11 protein-coding genes are annotated in these 25,605 nt (G+C 75.0%); 7 read left to right on the plus strand and 4 right to left on the minus strand.

The genetic code is table 11. From position 1 onward, the window contains the following. Positions 1-4: 4 nt before the first annotated feature. The 4 genes from ACZ58X_RS09240 to ACZ58X_RS09255 are packed head-to-tail and all read left to right on the plus strand — an operon-like array spanning position 5 to position 6,291. A complete protein-coding gene (locus ACZ58X_RS09240; protein WP_470333019.1) occupies positions 5-1,501 on the plus strand; it encodes a condensation domain-containing protein in 1,497 nt (498 codons plus the stop codon). Next, positions 1,498-2,997, plus strand: coding sequence for a lyase family protein (locus tag ACZ58X_RS09245; RefSeq protein WP_470333020.1), 1,500 nt, complete (start codon positions 1,498-1,500; stop codon positions 2,995-2,997). Before ACZ58X_RS09240 ends, ACZ58X_RS09245 begins: the two co-directional genes overlap by 4 nt. Next, entirely contained in the window at positions 2,994-3,983 is a 990-nt protein-coding gene (locus ACZ58X_RS09250) for a GHMP family kinase ATP-binding protein (protein WP_470333021.1), read from the plus strand. Before ACZ58X_RS09245 ends, ACZ58X_RS09250 begins: the two co-directional genes overlap by 4 nt. After that, positions 3,973-6,291, plus strand: coding sequence for a pyridoxal-phosphate dependent enzyme (locus tag ACZ58X_RS09255; RefSeq protein ID WP_470333022.1), 2,319 nt, complete (start codon positions 3,973-3,975; stop codon positions 6,289-6,291). The genes ACZ58X_RS09250 and ACZ58X_RS09255 overlap by 11 nt, the downstream gene beginning before the upstream one ends. A gap of 76 nt (positions 6,292-6,367) precedes the next feature. Here ACZ58X_RS09255 and ACZ58X_RS09260 read toward each other — a convergent pair whose 3' ends face one another. The 4 genes from ACZ58X_RS09260 to ACZ58X_RS09275 all read right to left on the minus strand — a co-directional run bounded on the left by ACZ58X_RS09260 (position 6,368) and on the right by ACZ58X_RS09275 (position 19,275). After that, on the minus strand, positions 6,368-11,533 hold the full coding sequence (locus tag ACZ58X_RS09260; RefSeq protein WP_470333023.1) for an amino acid adenylation domain-containing protein: 5,166 nt from the start codon (positions 11,531-11,533) through the stop codon (positions 6,368-6,370). 74 nt (positions 11,534-11,607) lie between these two features. Beyond that, the gene (locus ACZ58X_RS09265; protein WP_470333024.1) at positions 11,608-12,882 is read right to left on the minus strand and encodes an MFS transporter; all 1,275 of its coding nucleotides are present in this window, start codon (positions 12,880-12,882) and stop codon (positions 11,608-11,610) included. Next, positions 12,879-13,631, minus strand: a complete 753-nt coding sequence (locus ACZ58X_RS09270) for a thioesterase II family protein (RefSeq protein ID WP_470333025.1) — start codon at positions 13,629-13,631, stop codon at positions 12,879-12,881. The genes ACZ58X_RS09265 and ACZ58X_RS09270 overlap by 4 nt, the downstream gene beginning before the upstream one ends. Before the next feature lie 64 nt (positions 13,632-13,695). Next, positions 13,696-19,275 (minus strand): amino acid adenylation domain-containing protein, encoded by a 5,580-nt coding sequence (locus ACZ58X_RS09275; RefSeq protein WP_470333026.1) that lies wholly within the window; start codon positions 19,273-19,275, stop codon positions 13,696-13,698. 194 nt (positions 19,276-19,469) lie between these two features. On the opposite strand from ACZ58X_RS09275, the gene ACZ58X_RS09280 reads away from it, so the two are divergent. The 3 genes from ACZ58X_RS09280 to ACZ58X_RS09290 are packed head-to-tail and all read left to right on the plus strand — an operon-like array spanning position 19,470 to position 25,584. Continuing rightward, positions 19,470-22,772, plus strand: a complete 3,303-nt coding sequence (locus ACZ58X_RS09280; RefSeq protein WP_470333027.1) for a non-ribosomal peptide synthetase — start codon at positions 19,470-19,472, stop codon at positions 22,770-22,772. Further along, positions 22,769-24,016 (plus strand): NAD(P)/FAD-dependent oxidoreductase, encoded by a 1,248-nt coding sequence (locus ACZ58X_RS09285; RefSeq protein ID WP_470333028.1) that lies wholly within the window; start codon positions 22,769-22,771, stop codon positions 24,014-24,016. Before ACZ58X_RS09280 ends, ACZ58X_RS09285 begins: the two co-directional genes overlap by 4 nt. A 29-nt stretch (positions 24,017-24,045) precedes the next feature. Next, entirely contained in the window at positions 24,046-25,584 is a 1,539-nt protein-coding gene (locus ACZ58X_RS09290; protein ID WP_470333029.1) for an AMP-binding protein, read from the plus strand. Positions 25,585-25,605 lie beyond the last annotated feature (21 nt).

Here is a 25,605-nt window from a genome sequence, read left to right on the forward strand (position 1 = left end):
TGCGATGGCGGATGGAACCACCGGGTCGGCCGGGCCCGGCGCGGAGGGGGAGCGGATCGCCCGGGCGGCCCACGGCCAGGTACTGGTCTGGCGGACCGGCCGGCGTTCCGGGGGCCTGCTGCTCCAGCACGTGGCCGACACCTTCCGGTTGGACGCCGCGGTCGACGAGGCGCAGGTCCGTTCGGCGCTGGTCGCGCTGACCGCCCGGCACACCGCGCTGCGGACCTCGGTGCGGGTGCTGGACGGCGAGTTGCGGCAGGTGGTGCACCCGGGGATCGAGCTGCCGGTGGAGTTCACCGACCTCAGCGGCCCGGACGACGGCAAGCGCGCCGAACGGCTGGCCGAGATCGCCGACCAGGCCGCCGTGCTGCCCTTCGACCCGGCCCGGGCGCCGCTGTGGCGGGCCGTCGCGGTCCGGCTCGGCGAGGCGGACTGGGCGGTGGTCCTGGTCGCCCACCAACTGGTGTGCGACCCGGCCTCGTTGTTCCTGCTGAACGCGGAACTCGCCGAGCTGTGCGCCGCCGAGGAGCAGGGCCGGGCCCCGGTGCTGCCGGACCGGCTGCTGGACTTCGCCGACCACGCGGACCGGCAGTACGAGCGGGACCGGCAGCACGAGCGGGACCGGCAGTACGAGCGGGACCGACGGGAGTCGCAGGGGCGACGGGAACTTCACACGGACCCGGCCGAGTTCTGGCGCTCCCGGCTGGCCGGACGGCCGACCGGCCACGGCCTCCCGCTGGACCGGCCCCGCCCGGCCGCCCGGGCCTTCGCGGGCGCCGAGGTCCGCGCCGAGTTCCCGGACGGCCTGGCGGCCGCGCTGCGGGCGGGCGCCCAGCGGCTCGGCGGGTCGCCGGCCCCGGTGCTGCTGGCCGGCTACGCGGCGCTGCTGCAGCACCGCTCCGGCCGCACCGACCACCTGATCGGCGTGCCCGTCTCGGGCCGGCGCCGGCCCGAGACGCTGTCGTTGGTCGGGGCCTTGGCCGGGCAGGTGGTGCTGCGGCTGGACACCTCCGGCGACCCGTCCTTCGCCGCGCTGGTGGAGCGCGTCCAGGACGTCGCGTCCGCCGCCTGGCGGCACCAGGAGCTGCCCGTGCCGGAGTTGGCGCAGCTGTCCGCCGAGCAGGCGCCGGGCGCGCCCGTCCACCAGCTGGCGTTCAACCTCGCCGAGGGGGAGCTCGGCGGCCCCAGCGGCTACGCCGAGGACGACCTGCTGCTCGAAGTGGCCGACCGCGCAGCCCGGTTGGTGTACGACACCGAGCTGTTCGCCCCCGCCACCGCGCGCGCACTGCTCGACGACTACCTGGCGCTGCTCGCCGCCGGCCTCGCCGATCCGGCCGCCCCGCTGACCGGGCTGCCCGCGGCCGCCGCCCGCCGGACACCCGGCGCGGCCGGGGACGGCCGGGCCGAGAGTTTCCCCACCGGCAGCCTCGGACCGGCCGGGCCGGAGGGTCCGGGCGAGGGCCGGTCCGCCCCATCGGTTCTTCTGAGGAGCACGCAATGACGGTGACCGGTCGGATCGTCGGCATCCCGAGCGAGGTGTGGCACGAGGAGGTGCTGGCACCCCAGTTCGCCTACGAGGCCGAGCACCTGCTGCGGCACTACGTGGCGATCGAGAAGGTGCTGCTGCTGGAGTACCGGCGGATGGAGCTGGTCGACGGGGCGGGCACCGCCGCGATCGCCGCCCGCCTGGACTCGGTCGACCAGGACGGCATCCGGGCGAACCCGAGCGAGAACATGTCGGACATCTCCTTCGCCCTGGAGCGGCACGTCGCGGCCGGCCCGGTCGCGCCGTTCGCCGCCTGGCACGCCGACCGCAGCCGCAACGACCTCCAGGTCTGCGCCCAGCTGCTGTCCGCCCGTGAGCAGGTCCGGGCGCTGGCCGCCGACCTGCTGGCCTTCGACGCGGCCGTCCGGACGCTCGCCGCGGGCGCCGTCGAGGTGCCGATGCCCGGCTACACCCACGCCCAGGCCGCCCAGGTGATCAGCCCCGGCTTCTACCTGGCCGCGCTGTCCAGCGAGACGCTGACCGCCGTGCGCCGACTGCTGGCCGCGTACGACGAGATCGACGCCTGCCCGCTGGGCGCCGGCAGCATGGCCGGGCAGGAACTCGACTGGGACCGCTCCCGGATGGCCGGACTGCTCGGCTTCGCCCGGCCGCAGCCGCACGCCCTGGTCGCCGTCGCCTCGCGCGGCTGGGCGCTGGCGATCGCGGCGGAGGCGGCCAACTTCGCCGTCGCGCTGAGCCGTTTCACCACCGACCTGATGGCCTGGGGCGGCAGCGCCCACGGCTTCCTGGACCTCCCGGACGAGCTGTCCGGGATCTCCGCCGCGATGCCGCAGAAGAAGAACTTCCCCGTGCTGGAGCGGATCCGCGGCCGCTGTGCGCTGGTCGCGGGCAGCGCGGCCGAACTGGCGGCGGCCCAGCGCAACACCCCGTACACCAACACCGTCGAGGTGTCCAAGGAGGCCGGCGCCCACCTGCGGGCGCAGACCGAGGCGCTGCGCTCGACCCTGCGGCTGGCGCACGCCGTGGTCACCGGGCTGGTGTTCCGCACCGACCGGATGCGGGCGGCCTGCGAGGGCGAGTTCCTCGGCGGCTTCACCCTGGCCAACCGGCTGACCCTGGACGAGGGGGTGCCCTGGCGGACGGCGCAGATCATCGCCGGGCGCTACATCAAGGCCGCGCTGGACAAGGGCCTGGCCCCGGCCGACGGGGACGCGGCGCTGCTGGCGGCGGTCGCGGAGGAGGCCGGGCACCGGCTGGCCGGGCCGCAGGCGCTGCTGGCGGCCTCGCTGAGCGTCGAGGCGGGCCTGCGGGCCAAGACCTCGGTCGGCTCGACCCACCCCGACCAGGTCCGCGCGACCCTCGCCGAACTCGGCGCCGAGCAGGAGCGGTTGACCGAGGGCTGGGCGGAGCGGGCCGGCGTCGTACGGGCGGCCGCGGACGAGGTTGCGGCGCTGCTCGCGGCCCCGGCGGACACCCCGGCGCAGCGGTGACCCCGCCCTCCGCCGCGCGCCCGGCCCCGGCGGTCCCGTCCGCGGGCGCCGTCCCGCCGCCGCGTCGGCCGTCCTTCGCCTCCCCCCGCCCCGGCGTCGACCTGCGCACCGGCTCGGCCCGCGCCTTCGGCACCTTCGGCGAGCTGCTGCAGGGCGCCCTGCCCGGCGGCCAGGAGTTCCTGGTGACGCTGCCGGTCGACCGCTGGGCGCGAGCCCGCTTCCGGCTCGACCCGGGCGGCCCGCTGCGGGTGTTCCCCTCGCACAAGACCAAGACCCGGCGGGTGGCCGAGGCGATGCTCGCGGCCTGCGGGCGCCCGGCCGGCGGGGTGCTGCTGCTGGACGGCGACCTGCCGGTCGGCAAGGGCATGGCCAGCTCCTCGGCCGACCTGGTGGCCACCGTGCGGGCGGTCGGCGCCGCGGTGGGCCTGGACACCTCGCCCGCCGAGGTGGAGCGCTGGTTGCGCCCGATCGAGCCGACCGACGGGGTGATGCACCCCGAGGTGGTGGCCTTCGAGCACCGCGAGGTGCGGCTGCGCGAGCGCCTGGGCGGCCTGCCGGCGGCGACCGTGGTCGCGGTGGACGAGGGCGGGCTGCTGGACACGGTGGCGTTCAACCGGGTGCCGAAGGTGTTCTCCCCGGCGCAGCGCGCCGAGTACGCGGAGCTGCTGGCGGAGCTGGGTGCGGCGGTGCGGGCCGGGGACCTCGCCCGGGTGGGGGCGGTGACCACCCGCAGCGCGGTGCTGAACCAGCGCCTGGCACCCAAGCGCAACCTCGACGCGGTGCTGGCGATCGCCGAACGGGTCGGCGCCGCGGGCGTGGTGTGCGCGCACAGCGGCACCCTGCTGGGCGTCCTGCTGGACGAGAACGACGCCGACCACGGGCCCCGGCTCGCCGCCGCCCTGGCGGCCTGTTCGACCCTGCCCGGCACCACCACCACGGTGCGGGCCCTCACCCTTCAGGACATGGAGCTTGCTGATGCGGCATGAATCGATCGTCGACGCCATCGGCCACACGCCACTGGTCCGGCTGCGGGTGCCCGCGCCGGAGGGCGTCGAGGTGTACGCCAAGCTGGAGCTGGCGAACACCTTCGCGATGAAGGACCGGGTGGCCCGGCAGGTCGTCACCGAGGCCCGCCGTTCCGGGGCCCTGCGGCCCGGGGCGCCGATCGTGGAGAGCTCCTCGGGGACGATGGCGCTCGGCCTGGCGCTGGTGGGCACCCACCTCGGGCACCCGGTGCACATCGTCACCGATCCGCGGATCGACCCGATCACCCTGGCCAAGCTGCGCACCCTGGGCTGCGAGGTGCACGTGGTGTCGGCGATGGGCGACCAGGGCTGGCAGTCGGCCCGGCTGGACCTGCTGGCCGAGCTGATGACCGGTCTGCCGGGCGCGTTCTGGCCGCAGCAGTACTCCAACCCGCAGAACCCGGCGGCCTACCGGGGCCTGGCCGAGGAGCTGGTGGACGATCTCGGCACGGTGGACGTGGTGGTGGGCTCGGTGGGCAGCGGCGGGTCGCTGTGCGGGACGTCCCGGGCCCTGCTGGAACGTTTCCCCGAGCTGACCGTGGTCGGCGTGGACGCCGTCGGCAGCGTGCTGTTCGGCCAGCCCGACGTCCCGACCCGGCGCCAGTCCGGCCTCGGCAACAGCCTCTACCCGGACAACATCGACTACCGGCTGATCGACGAGGTGCACTGGCTCTCCGACGACGAGGCCTTCGCCGCGACCCGGGCGCTGGCCCGGGAGCAGAAGATCTTCGCCGGGAACACCTCCGGCTCGGTCTACCGGGTGCTGACCCACCTGGCGGCGCACGCCGCGCCCGGCACCAAGCTGGTCGGCATCATGCCGGACCGCGGCGACCGCTACGTGGACACGGTGTACGCCGCCGACGCCGCCGTGTCCGGCTCGACGGACGGCTCCACCGTCGGCTCCACCCCTGGCTCCAGGGCCGGTTCCACGGCCGGCACCGGGGCCGCCGGGACCCCCGTGATCGCGACCGAGCCCACCCCCGTCCGCTACGGCGAGCTGGTCAGCACCTGGTCGTACGCGCGGATATCCCGCCGGGAGCGCCCGCTGCTGTTCTTCGTGGAGTCCAACACCACCGGCACCGGCATGCTCGCGCTGACCACGGCGGTGCGGCTCGGCCTGGAGCCGGTGCTGTTCGTGGTGGACCCGGCCCGCTACCAGGGCCTGGCGGAGACCGGCGCCCGGGTGGTGGTCTGCGACACCGACGACCCGGAGGCGCTGCGCAAGGCCGCCGAGGTGGCGGCCGGCGACCGCGAGGTGGCGGGCGTGACCACGACCAGCGAGTACTACCTGGTCCAGTCGGCCGCGCTGGCCGAGGGACTGGGCGTGGCGGCCAACCCGGCGGCGGCATTGGCCGCCTGCCGGGACAAGTCGGCGACCCGGCGCACCCTGCTGGCGCACGGGGTGCGCCAGCCCCGGTTCGCCGAGGTGCGCGACCCGGCCGAGGTGGAGGCGGCGGTCGCGGCGGTGGGCCTGCCCTGCGTGGTGAAGCCGGTGGACGAGTCCGGCTCGCACGAGGTGCTCTGGTGCGAGGACGTCGCCACCGTCGCCGAGCAGGCCCGCAAGCTGCTGGCCGTCACCCGCAACGTGCGCGGCCAGGCCAGCGCCGGGACGGTGCTGGTGGAGGAGTACCTGACCGGGCCGGAGTTCAGCGCCGAGATGTTCCGGGCGGACGGCGAGACGCACTGCGTCGGCATCACCCAGCGCACCGTCAGCGAGCTGCCGTACTTCGTGGAGACCGGGCACCTGTTCCCGGCCGTGCTGCCCGAGGAGACGGCGGCGGCGATGGCCGACACCGCCCGGCGCGCCCTGGCGGCGGTCGGCCTGGAGCGCGGCCCGGCGCACGTCGAACTGCGGCTGACCGCCGACGGGCCGGCCGTGATCGAGATCAACGCCCGGCTGGCCGGCGGCATGATCCCGGAACTGATCCGGCCCGCGACCGGCATCGACCTGCTGGACCAGCAGATCCGGGCCGCCGCCGGGCTGCCGCTGAACCTGACCCCGGAGCGGTCCCGTTCGGCGGGGATCCGCTTCCTGATCGCCCCCGGGGAGGGCCGGCTGACGGCCGTCGAGGGCGTGGCGCGGGCGGCGGCGGTCGCCGGGGTGGAGCGGGTCACCGTGACGGCGGCCGCCGGGCGCGCGGTGCGGCCGGTCCGGGAGGCGTACGACCGGCTGGGGCACGTGATCGCGGTCGGGGACGGCCCCGAGGAGGTGGGCGGGGCGCTGGACGCCGCGCTGGCCGAGCTGACGGTCGTGGTCGAGGCCGAGTAGCCGACGGCGGACGAGGGAGGGCCGGCGGACCGCTCAGCGGCCCGCCGGCCCTCCCGTCGTGGCTCAGGCCCCGGGCTCAGGCCCCGGGCGCGGGCCGCGGGCCCGGGCGGCGCCGGCGCACCACGGCCGGTTCCTCGGCGGCGTCCGGCTTCGGCGTCCGGTCGATCAGGGCCGCCAGCGCCGCGATCGTCGGGTGCTCGAAGCAGGCGCTCAGCGGCAGTTCGACGCCGAGGTCGCGGTGGATCTCGGCGAGCATCCGGATCGCCGCCAGCGAGTGGCCGCCGAGGACGAAGAAGTCGTCCTCGATCCCGATCCGCCCGGTCTCGAACAACTGCTGCCAGATCGCGGCCAGCGCCCGTTCGGTGGCGGTGCCCGGCGGGGTGCGGTGGCCCTCGGCGCCCTCCTCCGGGGGGATCCTCAGCGCCTTGCGGTCGGTCTTGCCGGAGGGCAGCGTCGGCATCGCGCCGAGCACCACGAACCGGGCCGGCGTCAGGGCCCGGGGCAGCGAGCGGGTGCAGTGCGCCCGCAGTTCGGCCGGGGTGGGCCGGGCGGCCGGGTCGGCCGGGTCCGCCGGGGAGACGAAGGCGACCAGGCGCGGCCCGGAGGCCGCCGAACGGTCCACCACCACGGCCGAGTTGGCGACCTTGCGGTGCGCCCCGAGGACGGACTCGATCTCGCCGAGCTCGATCCGCACCCCGCGGATCTTCACCTGCCCGTCGCCCCGCCCCAGGTAGTGCAGCTCGCCGTCGGCCGTCCACCGGGCCAGGTCGCCGGTGCGGTACATCCGCTCGCCGGGCGCGCCGTACGGGCAGGGCAGGAAGCGGTCGGCCGTCAGGTCCGGGCGGCCCAGGTAGCCGCGGGCCAGGCTCGCCCCGGCGAGGTACAGCTCGCCGGTGACCCCCGGCGGGACGGGGCGCAGCGCCGCGTCCAGGACGAACAGCCGGGAGTCGGTGATCGGTTCGCCGAGCGGCGGCCCGACCTCCGGGCGCAGCGGGCCGGACAGGGTGCCGAGCACGGTGGTCTCGGTCGGCCCGTAGGCGTTGTGCAGCCGGTGCCCGCGCCCCCACTGGGCCACCAGGTCGGTGCCGATCGCCTCGCCGCCGCTGACGATCGCGCGCAGCGCGGGGTAGTCGCGGGCGGGCAGGGCGGCCAGCGCCGTCGGGGTCAGCACGGCGTGGCTGATCCGCCGCTGTTCGAGCAGGACGGCCAGCTCCTCGCCGAGCACCGGGTGCGGGGGCGCCACCACCAGCACGGCCCGGGACCGGAAGGCCATCAGGAGTTCCATCACGTACATGTCGAAGGTGGGCGACACCTGCTGGAGCATCCGGGGCTGCTCCCCGCCGGCCGCCGCGGCGGCGGTCTCGGGCAGCAGGACGGCCCGGTGCAGCTGCTCGGCGAGCGGGGCCAGCCCGGTGTGGGTGACCACGACGCCCTTGGGCTGCCCGGTGGACCCGGAGGTGTACAGCACGTACGCGGCGTTCGCCGGGTGCACCGGGGTGGTGGCCGGGCGCTCGCCGGAGCGCTCGCCGAGCGCGTCCAGCAGGTCGGGGTCGTCCAGCAGCAGGGTCGGCGGGGCGTCGGCCGGGAGCGCGGCGGCGCCGTCCTCGTCGGTGACCACCAGCGCGGCCCCGGCGTTCGCGAGGATGAAGGACAGCCGCTCGACCGGGAACCGGACGTCCAGCGGCAGGAAGGCGCCGCCCGCCTTGGCGACCGCCAGCACGGCGAGCACCAGTTCCCCGCTGCGGGGCAGCGCGAGGGCGACGGTGCTCTCCGGTCCGACGCCGCGGGCGACCAGTTCGGCGGCGAGCCGGTTGGCCTGCTCGTCCAGCTCGGTGTAGCTCAGGGTGAGGTCGTCGGTCTCCAGCGCGGGGGCGTCCGGCGCGGCCGCCACCGCCTGCTCGAACTGCTCGGCGAAGGTGGCCGCGCCGGGCCCGGGCCGGCCGGTGCTCCAGCTGCCGAGGACGGCCTCGCGCTCGCCCGGGAGTAGCAGCTCCCAGTGCGAGAGCGGCAGGTCGGGATGGGCGGTGGCGGCCTCCAGGGCGAGCAGCAGCCGCTGGGCCAGGGCGGCCCCGGCGGCCTCGTCGAAGAGGTCGGCGCTGACCGTGAGCACACCGCTGAGGGTGGCGCGGGCGCGGTCCTCGGTCAGTTCCACGGTGATGTCGAACGGGGTGGCGGGGGTGCCGAGGTCGAAGGGCTCGGTGGGCAGTCCGCCGAGCGCCGGGACCGGCTCGGGCTCGCCGTTGAGGCTGGCCATCACCTGGAACAGCGGGTTGCGGCCGTGCCGGCGGGGCGGGTTGAGGGCGGTGACGATTTCGTCGAAGGGCAGGTCCATGTGGTCGTGCGCGGCCAGGTTGGTCTCCCGCACCCGGGCGATCAGGGTGCGGAAGCTCGGGTCGCCGGAGGTGTCGGCGCGCAGCACCGCGGTGTTGATGAAGCAGCCGATCAGGTCGTCCAGCGCCTGGTCGGAGCGCCCCGCGGTGGGGGTGCCGAGCGGGATGTCGGTGCCGGCGCCGAGGCGGGTGAGCATCGCGGCGAGGGCGGTCTGGAGCACGATGAAGACGCTGGCGCCGTGCTCGTGGGCGGCCGCGGTGATCCGCCGGTACAGCTCGGGGCCGGCCTCCACCCGGGTGGGCAGGCCGCGGAAGCTCGGCGCGGCCGGGCGCGGGCGCGCCCCGGGCAGGGCGAGCTCCTCGGGGAGCCCGGCCAGGGTCTTGGTCCAGAACTCCAGGCTCCGGCCGAAGGGGCTGCCCGGGTCCTCGGCCCGGCCCAGCTGCTGCGCCTGCCAGAGCGCGAAGTCGGCGTACTGGATGGGGAGTTCGTGCCAGTCGGGGGCCCGGCCGGCGGCCCGGGCGGCGTAGGCGGTGGCCAGGTCGCGGCAGAGCGGGGCGAGCGAGAGGCCGTCGCAGGCGATGTGGTGGACGTCCACCAGCAGCACGTGGGAGCGCGGGCCGGTGCTAAACACGTGCAGCCGCAGCGGGACTTCGGTGGTCAGGTCGAACGGGGTCTCCAGTGCGTCCCGCAGGGCCTGCTGGAGGCCGTTGGGGTGAATGGCACGGGCCCGGACCACCTGGGCGACGGCCTCGGGCGGCTGCACCGACTGGCGCGGCGCGCCCGCGTCGGCGGGGAAGACCGTCCGCAGGACCTCGTGCCGGCGGCCGAGGTCCGCGGCGGCGGCGGTGAGCACGGTGAGGTCCAGCTCGCCCTCGATCCGCACCGCCAGCGGCATGTGGTAGAAGGCCTGTTGCTGCCCGAGCCGGTTGACGATCCAGATCCCGCGCTGGGCCATCGACAGCGGCAGCAGCTCGGGCCGGGGCCCGGCGGCGGCCGGGATCGCGCTGCGGGCGGACGTCTCGGCGGGGGCGGCGGCGGCCTCGTCCAGCAGCTTGGCCAGGTCGGCGAGGACCGGGGTCTTGAGGACGTGGCGGACGGACAGCTTGACCGACCACTGCCGGCGGATCCGGGCGACCAGCCGGGTGGCCAGCAGCGAGTCCCCGCCGTCGCGCAGGAAGTCGGTGTCCCGGCCGACCTGCTCGGTGCCCAGCAGCCGGGACCAGATCGCGGCCAGCGCCCGCTCGGTGGCGGTCGCGGGGGCCGCGGAGCCGTCGGTGGCCGGCCGGGCCCGCTCGGCCCGCTCCGTCGGCTCGACGGCGTCCTCGACCCGGCCGTCGGCCAGCACCCGGGCCCGGCGCCCGCTCGGCTCGCCGGCCAGCAGCAGCTCGCCGTACACCCCGGTGGGCGCCCGGTTGCCGTAGCGGTCGCGGACCTCCGCCTCGGCGCCGTCCGCCTCGGCCGGCCCGTGGGCGCCCAGCGCCACCGCGCCGACGTTCGCCGCGCCCTCGGCCAGGAAGGCCTCCAGCAGGACCAGGTAGTCGGCGGCGAGCCGCTCCACCGTCTCCCGCTCGAACAGGTCGGTGGCGTAGTCGAAGGCGAAGCCGACCTCGTCCGCGGTGTAGCTCACCGCGAGCTCCAGGTCGAACTTGGCGGAGTCGTTGCGCATCTCCACGATCTCCACCGCCAGGCCCGGCAGCTCCGGCGGCGGCACCACCTGGTTGACGCTGCACATCACCTGGAACACCGGGTTGCGGGACGGGTCCCGGACCACGCCGAGCGCCTCCACCACCCGGTCGAACGGCACGTTCTGGTGGGACAGCGCCTCCGCCGCCACCGTCCTTACCTGGCCCAGCAGTTGGCGCAGGGTCGGATCGCCGGCGAGGTCCACCGGCACGGCCAGGGTGTTGGCGAAGTAGCCGATCACCGGCTCCCACTCGGCCCGCGGCCGGTTGGCCACCGGCACCCCGACGACCACCCGCTCCTCGCCGTTGTAGCGGTGCAGCAGCGCGGCCAGCACCGTCACCGCGGTGGCGAACAGCGAGGCCTCGTGCCCTGCGCCCCAGGCGGCCAGCCGCCGCTGGAGGTCGGCCGGGACGGGCACCGTGACGCTGGCACCCTCGCCGCTGAGCAGCGCCGGCCGCGGCAGGTCGGCCGGGATCCCGGCCTCCTCCGGCAGTCGGGCCAACTGCTCGCGCCAGAAGGCCAGCTGGCCGCGGTAGAGCTCCACCGTGGCGGGCTCGGCCTCCCAGGCCGAGTAGTCGGCGTAGCGCACCGGCAGCGGCGCCAGGCCGGCCGGCGGGCCGCCGGCCCGGGCGGTGTAGCAGGCGCCCAGCTCCCGGAAGAACAGCCCCTCCGACCAGCCGTCGGTGATCGCGTGGTGCATGGTGACGGCCAGGTGGTGGACCGGCGCCGCCCCTTCCGTACCGGAGCGGATCAGCTTCGCCCGGAACAGCGGCCGGCCGGCCAGGACGAACGGGAGCCGGCTCTCCTCCTCGATCAGCGCGACCACGGCCGGCTCGCCGAGCTCGGTCAGGTCCAGCTGCTCCCAGGGGAGTTCGTCCGGGTCGAGGAGCAGCTGGAAGACCTCGTCCTCGTCGCCGGCGAAGGTGGTGCGCAGGCCCTCGTGCCGGGCCACCAGGTCGCCGACGGCCAGCCGCAGCGCGCCGGTGTCGAGCTCGCCGACCAGCCGGAGCCGGAACGGCACGTTGTAGGTGCTGTTGGGGCCGTTCAGCTGCTCCAGGAACCAGAGCCGCTTCTGCGCCAGCGACGCGGGCTCCCGCCCGTCGCCCGGGCGGGGGGCCGGGACGGCGGCGGTCGCGGGGGCGGCGGCCGCGGAGCCCGCCTCTTCCGCCAGCGCCTGGGCGAAGACGGCGTCCAGTGTGGCGCGGCCGACCGCGTCGGTGTCGTTCACGAGACCTTCCTGGCCTTCCTGGTCGTGGGGGTTGCGTAAGGATGCCGGGCCGGGCGCGTCGATCCGACGGGCCGTCAGGCGGCGGCGGGCGCCGGGGCGGGGACCTCGGTGGGGATGCCGGTGGCCCTGCGCACCGGGGAGAGGGCCAGCAGGACGGCGGCGATGCCGATGCCGCCGGCGCAGACCACGATCGCCCACTGGGTGCCCAGCCAGGTGCCGAGCGCGCCGCCGGCCATGGCGCCGAACGGCGTGCCGGCCATCACGATCATCCGGGTGGAGGCGTTCATCCGGCCCTGCATGTCGTCCGGGGTGATCGCCGACCGGTAGCTGCGGATGTTGACGGCGCTGGCGATCACCAGCACGGCGTAGGCGACCTGGACGAACATCAGCATCGCGAAGGCGATGCCGGTGGGCATCACCGTCGCGGCGGGGATGACCAGTTCGACGCCGGTCATCGCCACGGTGCACCAGACCACCATCCGGCCGAAGGGCAGCAGCCTGCCCAGCCGGGCCGCGAACAGGGCGCCCAGCAGCGAGCCCACGCCGGTGCCGGCCAGCAGCGCGCCGACCAGGATGCCGGGCAGGTCCAGGGTGCGGGTGATGAACACCAGGAACACCGGGTCGATGGCGATGGCGGAGAAGTTGATCAGGAAGGTGACCAGCACCAGGGTGCGCAGGGTCGCGTTGCCGAAGATGAAGGAGAGGCCCTCGCCGATCTCCTTCCACATCGAGGACGGCGGGCCGTCGGCCGGGCGCTCCGGTACCGGCTCCTTCTTGCGGATGCGCAGGGTGCAGGCCGCCGCCAGCCCGAAGGCGAAGACGTTGACCATGATGACCACCGGGCCGGTGAGCAGCTGCACGAGCAGGCCGCCGAAGGTCCGGCCGCCGATGTTGGAGACCGAACTGCTCATCTCCAGCTTGCTGTTGCCCTCGACCAGGTCCTCGCGCTCGACCAGGGCGGGCAGGATGGAGGCGTTGCCGATGTCCGAGACGGTGCTGCAGGCGCCGGTGCCGAACACCACCACGAGCAGCAGCGGGACGCTCAGCAGGTCCGCCCAGGACAGCAGCGGGACGGAGAGCAGGATCAGCGAGCGGACGGCGTCCGCCGCCACGATGATCATCTTCTTCGGCCGCCGGTCCAGCCAGACCCCGACGAACAGGCTGATCAGCAGGTAGGGCAGGAACTCGGTGGCCAGCAGCAGGCCCATCTGGAACACCGAGGCGCCCAGGCTGACCGCGGCGATCAGCGGGACGGCCACCGCCACCATGTTGGTGCCCAGCATGGAGAGCGTCTGGCCGGCCCAGAGTCTGCGGAAGTCCGCGTGGTCCCACAGTCCGTTGAGCTTCATGCCGCCGGTCCTTCCGAGGTCATCGCGCGGCCCATCAGGTCGAGCAGCGGTTGCGGGGCGGCCAGGAAGGCGTGGTGGCCGCCGTCCAGCAGGTGCCGGTGGTGCCGGGCCGCCGGGACGTACCGGCTCCAGCCGTCCAGCTGCTCCGGGCGGATCTCCACGTCGTGCTCCCAGCCGACCGCGTGCACGGCGCAGGCGAGCGGCTCGGGGGCGTCCAGCCGGTAGCGGCGCTGGGCGGCGAGGTCCTCCTCCAGCACGTCCAGGGCCACGTCGAGGAAGTCCGGGTCCATCCTGGTCCCGGCCGCCTCGGCGAGGACGTTCAGCTCGACCGCGAGGTCGTCCCGCTCCAGCCACAGCCAGCGGCCGAACGGGTCCTCGTCGGGGGCGAGCTGGGAGGACATGAAGAGCGCGGTCAGCTCCTTGCCGTGGACCCGCTCCAGTTCGAGCGCGGTGGCGAAGGCGGAGAGCGCGCCGCCGCAGTGCCCGAAGAAGCCGGTCGGGCGGTCCACCAGCGGGGCCAGCGCCGCGGCGGCGGCCGTGGCCAGGTTCTGGTAGGTGACCGGGTGCGGCTCGCGCAGGCGGTTCTCCCGCGCGGGCAGCTGCACCAGGCACACCTCGACCTCGCCGATCCGCTCGGGCCAGGCGCGGTACATCGACGCGCCGGTGCCCGAGTACGGGAAGAGGAAGATCCGTGCCGGGGCGTCCTCGGATGGGGGGCGGAACAGCCATTTGCCCGCGTCGGTCTGCATGGCGCCGTGAACTCCTTGTTCCCGTCGATTCGGTGGTGGGGCGGTGGTGCGGGGGCGGTGCCGGTCAGCCGCCGAGCGCGTTGGCGCCGAGGACGTCCGCGACGGCCCGTACGTGCGGCTGCCGGACCAGGCCGTAGTGGTCGGTGTCGAGGCGGTGCAGCCGGAACCCGCCGTCCACCACCGCCCGCCAGGCCTCGGCGCTGCCCAGGGCGAGGCCGTCCCGGCTCTCCAGGTAGACCACGTCGCCGGGGTGGCGGCGCGGCCGGTAGGCGTGGTGCGCCCGCAGGTTGGCGGCGAAGACGCGGTGGCGCGCCTGCCAGGCCTCGCTGCCGGACTCGTCCGGCGGGGCGCCGGTGAGGGCCAGGGTGTCCTGGAGCAGCGCCTCGGTGGTCCGGTCGTCGTCCAGTCCGTCGAGCTGTCCGGGCGTGGGGAAGGCGGCGTCGACCATGCAGAGCGTCACCTCCCGCCCGGCCGCGGTCAGCAGGCCCGCGGCCTCGAAGGCCAGCACCGCGCCGAAGGACCAGCCCGCCAGGTGGACCGGCCCGGCCGGGTGGTCCCGGACGATCCGGGCCACGGCGGCCGAGGCCATCTCCTCGACGGTGCTCCCGACCGGCTCGGCGCAGTCCAGCCCGGACACGGCCAGCCGCGGGTCGAGCGCGCCGGCCAGGGCCAGGTAGCCCAGGGCGCTGCCGCCGACCGGGGGGAAGAGCCACAGCGGCTCGGCGGGGCCGGGGCGCAGCGCCAGCACCTCCCAGCCGTTCCCGGCCGCGGCCGGGGCGGGCGCGGACAGCAGGGCGGCCAGGCGTTCCACCGTGTCGTGGGTGAACAGCTCGGCGACGGTCAGCCGGCGCTCGAAGTCCCGGCGCAGCCGCCCGATCAGCCGGACGGCGGCCAGCGAGTGCCCGCCGACCTGGAAGAAGCCCTCGTCGACGCCGAAGTCCGCGGTGCCCAGCACGTCCGTCCAGGCGGCCGCGACCAGGCCCTCGGCCGGGTCGAGCGGACGGGCGGGCGCGGCGCTGCGGGCGGCCCGGCCGGGGGCCGGCAGCCGCTTGCGGTCGACCTTGCCGCTGACGGTCAGCGGCAGCTCGGCGAGCGGCTCCCAGACCGCGGGCACCATGTGCCCCGGCAGCAGGCGCTCGGCGTGCCGGCGCAGCTCCCCGGCGGGCAGCTCGGCGCCGGGCCGGGCGGTGTAGTAGCCGACCAGCCGCTCGCCGTCGAAGGTCACCGCGGCCGAGCCGCAGTCCGGGTGCGCGGTCAGCACGGCCTCGACCTCGCCGGGCTCGACCCGCATGCCGCGGACCTTCACCTGGGCGTCACCGCGCCCCAGGTACTCGATCGCGCCGTCGGGGCGGCGGCGGGCGAGGTCGCCGGTGCGGTAGAGGCGTTCGGTGCCGCCGTCCGGCCAGGTGTGCTCGACGAAGCGCTCGGCGGTGAGGTCCGGTCGGCCGTGGTAGCCGTCGGCCAGGCCGACGCCGCCGATGTACAGCTCGCCGGTCACGCCGACCGGGACGGGGTGGCCGGCCGGGTCGAGCAGGTGGATCCGGGTGTTGGCGATCGGCCGGCCGATCGGCACGGTGTCCGCGTCCTCGCGCACGCAGTGCCAGTACGTCACGTCCACGGCCGCCTCGGTGGGGCCGTACAGGTTCGCCAGGGCGGCCTTGGAGCGGTCCAGGAAGTCCCGCTGGAGCTCGGCCGGCAGCGCCTCGCCGCTGCACACGACCTGGCGCAGCGCGGTGGCGGCGGAGAGGTCGGCGGCGTCCAGGAAGGCCCGCAGCATCGAGGGGACGAAGTGCGCCACGGTGACGGACTGCCGGGCCAGCACCTGTTCGAGGTAGCCCGGGTCCCAGTGGCCGCCGGGCTCGGCGACGACCAGCGCGGCGCCCTCGCGCAGCGGCCAGAAGAACTCCCACACCGACACGTCGAAGGTGTACGGCGTCTTCTGCAGCACCCGGTCCTCGGTGGTCAGCCGGAACTCCTCCTGCATCCAGTCCAGCCGGTTGGCGATCGCCCGGTGGGAGACCACCACGGCCTTGGGGCGGCCGGTGGAGCCGGAGGTGTGGATGACGTACGCCGGGTCGGCGGGCCGCACCGCGACCTCGGGGGGCAGGGCGCCGGCCGCGAGGTCGTCCGGGACGAACTCGACCAGCACGTCCGGAAGTTCGAAGTCCTCGGTGCCGGCGGCGGTGAGCACCGTCCGGCAGCCGGACTCGGCCAGCAGGGCGGCCGTGCGCCCGGCCGGGTCGGCCGGGTCCAGCGGGACGTAGGCGCCGCCCGCCTTGAGCACGGCGAGCAGCGAGACCACCAGCTCCGGGGAGCGCTCCTGGACGATCCCGACGTGGTCGCCGGGCCGGACGCCGAGGGCGGCCAGCCGGTGCGCCAGGGTGTTGGCCCGGCCGTCCAGTTCGGCGTAGTCCAGCACCCGGTCGCGGAACAGCACGGCGGGGGCCTCGGGCCGCTCGGCGGCCCGCCGGGTGATCGCCCCGTGCAGCAGCTGCGGGCCGGGGCGGCCGCGCTCCGTCCGGTTCCACTCGGCCAGTTCGGCGAGTTCGGCCGGGGCCAGCAGCGGGGCGGCGGTGGGGGAGGCGGCCGGGTCGGCCAGCATGGCCCGGAGCACGGCCACGTGGTAGCCGAAGTACCGGTCGGCGTCGGCCGCGGCGATCCGGTCGGCGTCGTAGCGCAGGCCGAGCCCGATCAGGTCGGTCGAGGTGTCGCGGTAGAACTCCGAGCCGAGCAGGAAGTCGGTCGGGGTGTGGCTGTACTCGTCCAGCACCTCCACCTCGTCGGTCGGGACGTCCGACTCGTTGCGGAAGTGGGTGTAGTTGAAGAAGGTCTCGAAGGCGGCCGCGCCGGCCACCCGGCCGCGCAGCTCCGGCATCGGGAAGCGGCGGTGCGGCTGGATCGCGAGGTCGGTCGCGGCGACCTGCCGGATCAGCTCGGACCAGCTCCCGGCGGCCACCCGGCAGCGCACCGGGAGGGTGTTCAGGAACAGCCCGACCACCCGGTCCCCGTCCGGCTCGGCTATCCGGCCGTTGTAGACCGCGCCGGAGACCACGTCCTCGGCGCCGGTCAGCAGCGCGATCACCCGCAGGTGCGCGGTGAGCAGCACGATCCGCACCGGGACCTGCAGCCGGGCGGCCAGCACGCCGAGCCCGGCGGACAGTTCGGCGGGCAGCTCGCGCGGCACCACCGTCATGTCCGGCACCCCGGTGCCCGGGGCGGCCGGGACGGAGCCGAGCGCGAGGCCGTCCAGCTGCTCCTGCCAGAAGGCGAGTTGCCGCTGGTCGCGGACGGCGGCGCGCTCCAGGGCGACGAAGGAGCGGTAGTGGGCGCGGGGCGGCGGCGGCAGCGCGGCCGGGCCGCCGGCGAGCGCGGCGAGGTAGAGCGAGAGCAGCTCGCCGAACAGGATCCGCTCGCTCCAGCCGTCGATCACGGCGTGGTGGACCACCGTCCACAGCTGGACCTCGTCCTCGGCCAGCCGGGCGAGGTGGTAGCGGATCAGCGGCGGGCGCTCCCAGTCGAAGAGGTTGCGGCCCTCCCAGTCGGTGCGCTGGTCGATCAGGGCCCGCTGCTCCGGCTCCGGCAGGCCGCGCAGGTCCTCGAAGCTGACCGGCGGGTGGGCGATCCGCCCGTGCACCACCTGGAGCGGTTCGGTGAAGCCGCCGGGCGCGAAGGAGGTGCGCAACAGCTCGTGGCGCTCAAGCAGTTGGGCCACGGCGGTGCGCCAGGCCGCGGCGGAGAAGGCCACCCGCAGCCGGCTCACCAGTACGTCGTGGTACATCGCGGTGTGCGCCTGCTGGCCGCTGCGGTAGAGCATGCCGGACTGCAGGGCGGTCAGCGGGTACGCGGCGACGGCGTCGGCGGGCAGCCGGGGCCGGTCCTCGGCCGCCACCAGGTCGAACGGCCCGGTGGCGGGCGCGCCGCCGCCGGCCGGCTCGGTGGCCCGGACCAGCGGGGCCAGCTCGCGGACGGTCTGGTTGCGAAGCAGGTCGCGGACCCGGAAGCCGAGGCCGCGGGCGCCGGCCCGGGCGACGATCTGCACGCTGCTGATGGAGTCGCCGCCGAGCTCGAAGAAGTTGTCGTCGATGCCGACGGCGGGGCGGCCCAGCACCTCGGCCCAGACCTCGGTGAGCACCCGCTCGGTCTCGTCGCGCGGGGCGGCGTCGGCTGCGGCCTGGGCCGGGTCGGCGTCGGAGGCCTCGGCGTCGGCCTCGACGTCGTCGTCGGCCTCGGCGGATTCACGGCCCGGGGTGGCGAGTCCGGCGGCGGCCGACGGGGCGGCGGAGCCGAGGAAGTCGCTCAGCGGGCGGTCCGGCTGCTTCGCGGCCAGCTCCAGGACCCGGGCGTAGCGGGCGCCGAAGTCGGCGATCCACCCGGGCGAGAAGCGGTCGGCCCGGTACTCGAACTCGGCGACCGCGCCGTCCGGGGTGCGGTTGACCTGGAGGGCGAGCTGGTACTTGGCGGTGACCGACGGGACCTCGACCGGCCGGAACTCCAACTCCCCGGCCCGGACCGGCTCGAAGAAGTCCTCGCCGACGGTGAAGGCGACCTGGAAGACCGGCGAGTGGTCCTGGTGCCGGGGCGGCCGGACGTCCTTGACCACCGTCTCGAAGGGCACCGCCTGGAGGTCCTGGGAGCGCAGCACGGCGGCGCGCACCCGCTCCACCAACTCGCGGAAGGTGCGCGGGCCGTCGAGGTCGGTGCGGACCGCGATCATGTTGACGAAGCAGCCGACGGTCCGCTGGAACTCGGTCCGGCTGCGGTTGAGCGCCGGGGTGCCCACGATGATGTCGCGCAGGCCGGTGCGGTCGGCGAGCAGCAGGTCGTAGGCCGCCAGCAGGACGGTGAACAGCGTGGTGCGCAGCTCGGTCGCGAGCGCGGCGAGCCGTTCGACGGCCGGGCCGGGCAGCGGGAGGTCGGCGGTGCCGCCGGGGGCGGTGGCGGCGGCCTCGCGGTCGGCGGGGGCGGCGCGGCCGGCCGGACGGACGTCCCCCGGCAGTTCCAGGACGGGGAGTTCACCGGCGAGCAGTTCGACCCAGGCGCGCCGGGCGCGTTCTCCGGCCGGGCTCTCCAGCCACTCGTCGTGCCAGAGCGAGTAGTCGCCGTACTGGTACTCGACCTCGGGCAGGTCGGGCTCGGTGCCGGTGGTGAACGCCCGGTAGTGGGCCACCAGTTCGTCCCGCACCAGCTTGGCCGACCAGCCGTCGAAGACGGTGTGGTGGCAGCAGAGCGCCACCACGTGGCTGCCGTCGGCGCAGCTCAGCACACCGGCCCGGACCAGCGGGCCGCGTTCCAGGTCGAAGGGGGCGCGGGCGGCGTGCGCCATCCGCTGTTCGCGTTCCTCCGCGTCCCGGCAGGTGGCCAGGCGCCATTCCAGTCCCGGTTCCGGATGGACGACCTGGAGGAGTCCCTGTTCGTGAATGCGGAAAGTGGTGCGCAGTGCCTCGTGCCGTGCGAGCACGGCGGTCACGGCATTCCGGAGTGCACCGATGTCGACCGGTCCCCGGACTTCCCAGAAGCACGGGATGTGAAAGGTCGGTGCGTCACCCACGGTCTGCTGTGCGAGGAAGAGTTGCTCCTGGACCTTCGACGCCGGGAACGGATCCTCGTCCGCGGCGTCCGATTGGGCGGGGAACTCGCTGTCCACGGCTCGTAGACGCCCTTTCCTCCTGGGTATGGAGACACCTCCGCGTCCCCCAGGAACGTCAGCATACAGGCGGGAAATGGCTCGGCAAGGGGCAAGATCTTGCCTCGCCCGTAAGGGATTTGACCTCTGTCATGATCGCATCGAGTAGGGTAGTCTCGCGGCATCTTGCAGTGATGAGAGCGGGGGATCAACCCATGCCCGAGCGTGTCGTTCCGATCTCGCCGCAACAGCGCAGGCTGTGGCTCCTGCACAGCCTGCATCCGCGGCTCCCGCTCTACAACGGCCCGGTGGCGCACGAGATCAGGGGGGGACTCGATGTCCCCGCGCTGGAACAGTCAATCCGTGCACTGATATCCCGGCACGCCGCGCTGCGCACCGGTTTTTCCGTGGTCGACGACCAGCCCGTGCAAGTCGTCGTCGACCACCTGGAGTTCAGCCTTCCCGTGCACGACCTGAGGGGGGATCCCGATTCCCTCCGGGCCCGGGTGCGGGAGGCCGCCGCGGAGCCGTTCGACCTGGAGCGCCCCGGAGTCTTCGACTTCCGGCTGTTCCGGTCGGCGGACGCGGAGTGGACGCTGCTCCTGAACCTGCACCACATCGTCACCGACGGCTGGTCGAACGCGGTGATCGCCGCCGAGATCGGCCGCGGCTACGCGGAGGTGCTGGCCGGGCGCCCGCCGGCCGCCGAGGCGGCCGGGCACGACTACGCCGAGTACGGCGCCGAGCTGGCCCGGCGGCTCGCCGACGGCCTGGCCGAGCGCCAACTCTCCTACTGGGCCGAGCACCTGGCCGGCGCCCCCGACCTGCTGCGACTCCCGCTGGACCGGCCCCGGCCGGCCCGCCAGCGGTTCCGCGGCGAACTGCTGGACTTCGCGTTGGACGCCGACCTGGCCGAGCGGGTGCGGCAGACCGCGGCCCGGCACCGCACCACCGACTACGTGGTGCTGCTGGCCGCCTTCACCCTGCTGATGCACGCCTACACCGGGGAGCGCGACGTGGTGGTGGGCGCGCCCGTCACCAACCGGGACGACTCCGCCCTCGACGAGACGGTCGGATTCTTCGTCAACATCCTCCCGCTGCGCAGCCGGAGCCGGCGCGGGGAGAGCTTCTCGGAGTATCTCCAGCGCTGCCGTTCCACCTTCATCGGGGGATTCCGCCACCAGTCGGTGCCTTTCGACGAAATCGTCAAGGTGACGGCCAGTCAGGGTTCGGTCAGCCACTCGCCGCTGGTTCAGGCGGTATTCGGATACCACCAGGAGTCCCCGGCCCCCCTCCCGTTGGACGGCCTGCGGACGCGCCGCTGGAACGTACCGACCGGATTCGTCCAGACCGACCTGGAGTTCGACCTCGCACGAGCCGCGGACGGTTCTGTGGCCGGTGTCATCGCCTATGACAGCGACCTGTTCGACGAAGCGACCGTCGCCCGGCTCGGCGCGAATTACCGCGCCCTGCTGGAGGGGGCGTTGGCCGATCCGCAGGTACCGCTGTCCCGTATCGAACTGCGTTCCGCGGCGGAAATCCGGCTCGACCGGGAGGTGAACGGAACCACCGCCGAGTTCCCGGCCGACGCCTGCCTGCACGAGCTGTTCGAGGCGCAGGCGGCGCGCACCCCGGACGACGTCGCGGTGGTCTCCGAAACGGCCCGGCTCAGCTACCGCGAGCTGGACGGGCGGGCCGAGGCGCTCGCCCGGGAGCTGCGGGCGCGCGGCGTCGGCCCCGAGCGCGCGGTCGGCATCTGCCTGGAGCGCTCGGCGGAGATGGTGGTGGGGCTGCTCGGCATCCTCAAGGCCGGCGGCGCCTACCTGCCGCTGGACCCGGCCAGCCCGCCGGCCCGGATCCGGCAGATCCTGGCCGACGCGGGCGCGCCGGTGCTGCTGGCGGCGCGGGCCCTGGCCGAGGAGGTCGACGCGGCCTCGGTCGGCGCGGTGACCGTCGACCCGGCGGACCTGGACCTCGACCTCGCCGACCTCTCCCGCTCCGACGTCGACCCGCCCGGGGTGCCCGGCGCCCCGGCCGAGGGCCTCCGCCCGCACCCGGAGAACCTGGTCTCGGTCTACTACACCTCCGGCTCCACCGGCATGCCCAAGGGCGTGGCCAGCCGGCACCGCGGCTGGGTCAACCGGATGGTCTGGATGCAGCGCAAGCACCGGCTGGCCCGGGGCGAGACGGTGCTCCACAAGACCACGCTGACCTTCGACGACGCCGCCCTGGAGATCTTCTGGCCGCTCTCGGTCGGCGGCCGGGTGGCCGTGCTCGAACCGGGCCGCCACCGGGACCCGGTGGCGGTGCTGGAGGCCGCCACCCGCTACGAGTCGGTGTACCTCCAGGTCGTCCCGAGCATGCTGAACGCGGTGCTCGACCTGGTGGAGCAGGTGCCCGGGCGGGTCCCGCCGCTGCTGCGCAACACCACCTCCAGCGGGGAGGCGCTCACCCCGTCGACCGTCGAGCGCTTCCACCGGCTGATGCCGGGCGCGCTGCACAACACCTGGGGCGCCACCGAGGTGTCGATCGACTCGACCTGCCACACCTGCGGCCCGGCCGACGGGTCCGCCACCGGAGCGGTCAACCTGGGCCGCCCGTTCGACAACAACACCGTGCACGTGCTGGACGACGAACTGCGGCCGGTGCCGGTCGGCGTGGTGGGTGACCTGTACATCGGCGGCCTCGGCCTGGCCCGCGGCTACCTCAACGACCCGGCCCGCACCGCCGGCGCCTTCCTGCCCGACCCGTTCCGCCCCGGTGAGCGGCTCTACCGCACCGGCGACCAGGGCCTGCTGCACCCCGACGGCGGCTTCCGCTTCGTCGGGCGCAGCGACCACCAGGTCAAGATCCGCGGCATGCGGGTCGAACTCGGCGAGATCGAGACGGCGCTGCTCGGCCACCCGCGGGTGAAGGAGGCCGTGGTGGTGATCGCGGCGCAGGGCCCGGCACAGCGGCTGGTCGCCTTCGTCACCGCCGTCGACCCGGCCGACCCGCCGACCCTGGACGCCGTCCGCGAGCACGCCAAGGAGTGGCTGCCGCAGTACATGATCCCCGCCCAGCTGGTGGTCGAGCGGGCCTTCCCACTGAACGCCAACGGCAAGGTGGACCGCAGGGCGCTGACGGTGCCCGAGCCGCCGGCCGGCTCGCAGGCCTCCGGCGGCGAGGCGCCGCGCACGCCCTCCGAGCAGTTCGTCGCCGGGGTGTGGCGGGAGCTGCTCGGCGTCGAGCGGATCGGCGCCGAGGACGGCTTCTTCATGCTGGGCGGGCACTCGCTGATCGCCACCCGGTTCACCGCGCGGGTGCGCCAGCGGCTCGGCGTGGAGTTCCCGCTGGTCACGCTCTACTCGGAGCCGACGGTCCGGGCCACGGCGCGGACGCTGGAGGAGCTGGTCGCGGAGAAGCTGGCCGCCGACGCGCAGCCCGTCGAGGCGCAGTCCGGGGCCGACACGCAGCCCGCCGGTCCGCAGCCCGCCGAGGCGCAGGCGCAGGCGCAGCCCGCCGGGGCCGAGCGGTGAGCGGCGGCTGGGACGCCGTGGTGGTGGGCGCCCGGGTCGCGGGCGCCGCCACCGCCCTGCTGCTGGCCCGGGCCGGCCGCAAGGTGCTGCTGATCGACCGGGCCGCCTTCCCCTCGGACACCATGTCCACCCTGTTCATCCACCAGCCGGGCGTGGCCAAGCTCTCCGAGTGGGGCGTCCTCCCGGCGCTGCTGGACTCCGGCTGCCCGGTGCTGGACACCATCAGCTACGAGGTCGGCGGCGTCCGGCTGGCCGCCCCGGCGCCGGTGATGCCGGGCGCCCCGGCCGCCTTCGCCCCGCGCCGCCAAGTGCTGGACCAGCTGCTGGTCGACGCGGCCGTCAAGGCGGGCGTCGAGTTCGTCGACCGGGCCAACCTCCAGGAGCTGGTGCACTCCGACGGCCGGGTCACCGGTGTCCGCTTCCGCACCGCCGCCGGTGTGCGCACCGAGCACGCCCGGCTGGTGGTCGGGGCCGACGGGATGCGCTCCCGGGTGGCCCAACTCGTGGACGCGCCACTGGAGGTGAGCGACCCGCGGGCCAGCTGCGTGTACTACACCGCCTGGACGGGCATCAGCACCGGCTTCGGCTTCCACGAGAGCCCCGGCAACTGGATCGTCCGGATCCCCACCCACGACGACGTCACCCTGATCTCCACCTACTTCCCGCAGGACCGCTTCGCCGAGGTCAAGCAGGACCCGTTCCGCCACCACCTGGCGGCCGTCCGCTCCACCGCGCCCGAGCTGTACCAGCAGGTCGCCGAGGCCGACCAGGTCGAGGCGATCATCGGCACCGGCGACCAGCAGAACTACTTCCGCCGCGGGCACGGCCCCGGCTGGGTGCTGGTCGGCGACGCCGGGCACCACCTGGACACCATCAGCGCCCGCGGCATCACCAACGCCCTGCTCCAGGCCGCCTTCCTGGCCGAGGAGCTGGCGGCGGAGACGGCCGACCCGGCCCGGCCGGACGCCGCGCTCGCCCGGTTCACCCGCCGCCGGGACGACGAGCTGACCGAGCCGTACCAGAGCACCCTGGAGCTGGCCAGGCTCACCGTGACGCCGTCCCGGCTGGAGATGCTGCGCACCATCGCGGCCTCCCCCGAGCTGACCGGCCGCTACTTCGCCGTCGTCGCGGGCATGCTCGGCATCGACGAACTCTTCGACGACGACGCGCTGTTCGACGACGACGAGCTCTTCGACGACGTCGACGACGACCTCGGCGGCCTCGACCACGAAGTCCAGTCCTGATCCGTCCCCTTCCCGCCTGGAGGAACCGCATGAGTCCCGCTCCACTCTCGCTCTGGGGCGGCGAGTCCCACCCGCCCTGCCTGCTGGCCGCGTTCGAGGAGCAGGCCCTCGCCAGGCCCACCGGGACCGCCGTGGTCGACGGCGAACTCAGCCTGACCTACGGCGAGCTGCTGGCCCGGGTCAAGGGCATCGCCGACGGCCTGGCCGCCGCCGGGATCGGCCCGGAGGACCGGGTCGCGGTCACCGGCCGGCGCAGCGCCGCCGTGGTGGCCGCGCTGCTCGGCACCATGTGGGCGGGCGCCACCTACCTCCCGCTGGACAGCGAGTACCCGGCGGCGCGGCTGGCCCACATGCTCAAGGACAGCGGCGCCGGCCTGCTGCTGTACGCGGACGCGCCGCCGGAGTTCGACGTGCCGGTGCCCAGCCTGCCGATCGCCGGCCTGCCGACCGCCGGCACGGCCGCGAAGGTGGACTGCCGCCCCGAGCTGTGGACGTACATCATCTACACCTCCGGCTCCACCGGCCTGCCCAAGGGCGTGTCCGTGCCGCACAGCTGCCTGGACACCATGGCCGACTGGCAGCGCAGCCACTCCGTCCGCCGGGACCTGCGCACCGCCCAGTTCGCCCCGCTCAACTTCGACGTCTCCTTCCAGGAGGTGCTCGGCACCCTGTGCGGCGGCGGCACGCTCGTGGTGGTGCCGGAGGAGCTGCGGCAGGACCCCTTCGAACTGCTGGAGTGGCTGGGGGAGAACCGGATCGAGCGGCTCTTCCTGCCGTACGTCGCCCTGCAGATGCTCGCCGTGGCGGCGGCCGAGGAGGAGTCGCTGGAGCACCTGGCGCTCGCCGAGGTCAACGCGGCCGGCGAGCAGCTGGTCTGCACCCCGGACATCCGGGAGCTGTTCGCCCGGCTGCCGCGGTGCCGACTGAACAACCACTACGGGCAGAGCGAGTCCGCGATGGTCACGGCGCACACCCTGACCGGCCCCAGCTCCTCCTGGCCCGCGCTGCCGCCGATCGGCGTGCCGCTGCCGGGCTGCGAGCTGCTGATCGACCCGCTCGACGCGGCCGAGCCGAACGTCGGCGAACTGCTGGTGGCCGGGGCGCCGTTGTCGCCCGGCTACCTCAACCAGCCGGAGCTGAACGCCAAGCGCTTCGTCACCGTCGACCCGACCCCGCAGGGGCACACCGCGGCCTTCCGCACCGGCGACCTGGTCCGGCTGGAGGACGGCGCGGTGACCTTCCTGGCCCGCCGGGACAAGGACGTCAAGATCCGCGGCTACCGGGTCAACCTGCTGGAGATCGAGGTGCGGCTGCTGGAGCTGCCGACCGTCTCCGCGGCGGTCTGCGTCGCCCTGGACGACGGGCAGGGCTCGCGCTCGCTGCACTGCGCGGTGACGGTGGACGCCGGCTCCGAGCCGCTGGACGGGGCCCGGGCGGCGGACGAGCTGCGCCGCACCCTGCCGGACCCGTACATCCCGCGCTCCTTCACCACGGTGGCCGCGCTGCCGCGCACCCACAGCGGCAAGGTCGACCGGGACGCGGTGGCCCGCACGCTCGCGGAGCGCTGACGACAGCCGCGCCGAGCGCTG

The organism is Kitasatospora sp. NPDC040550, from assembly GCF_055594965.1.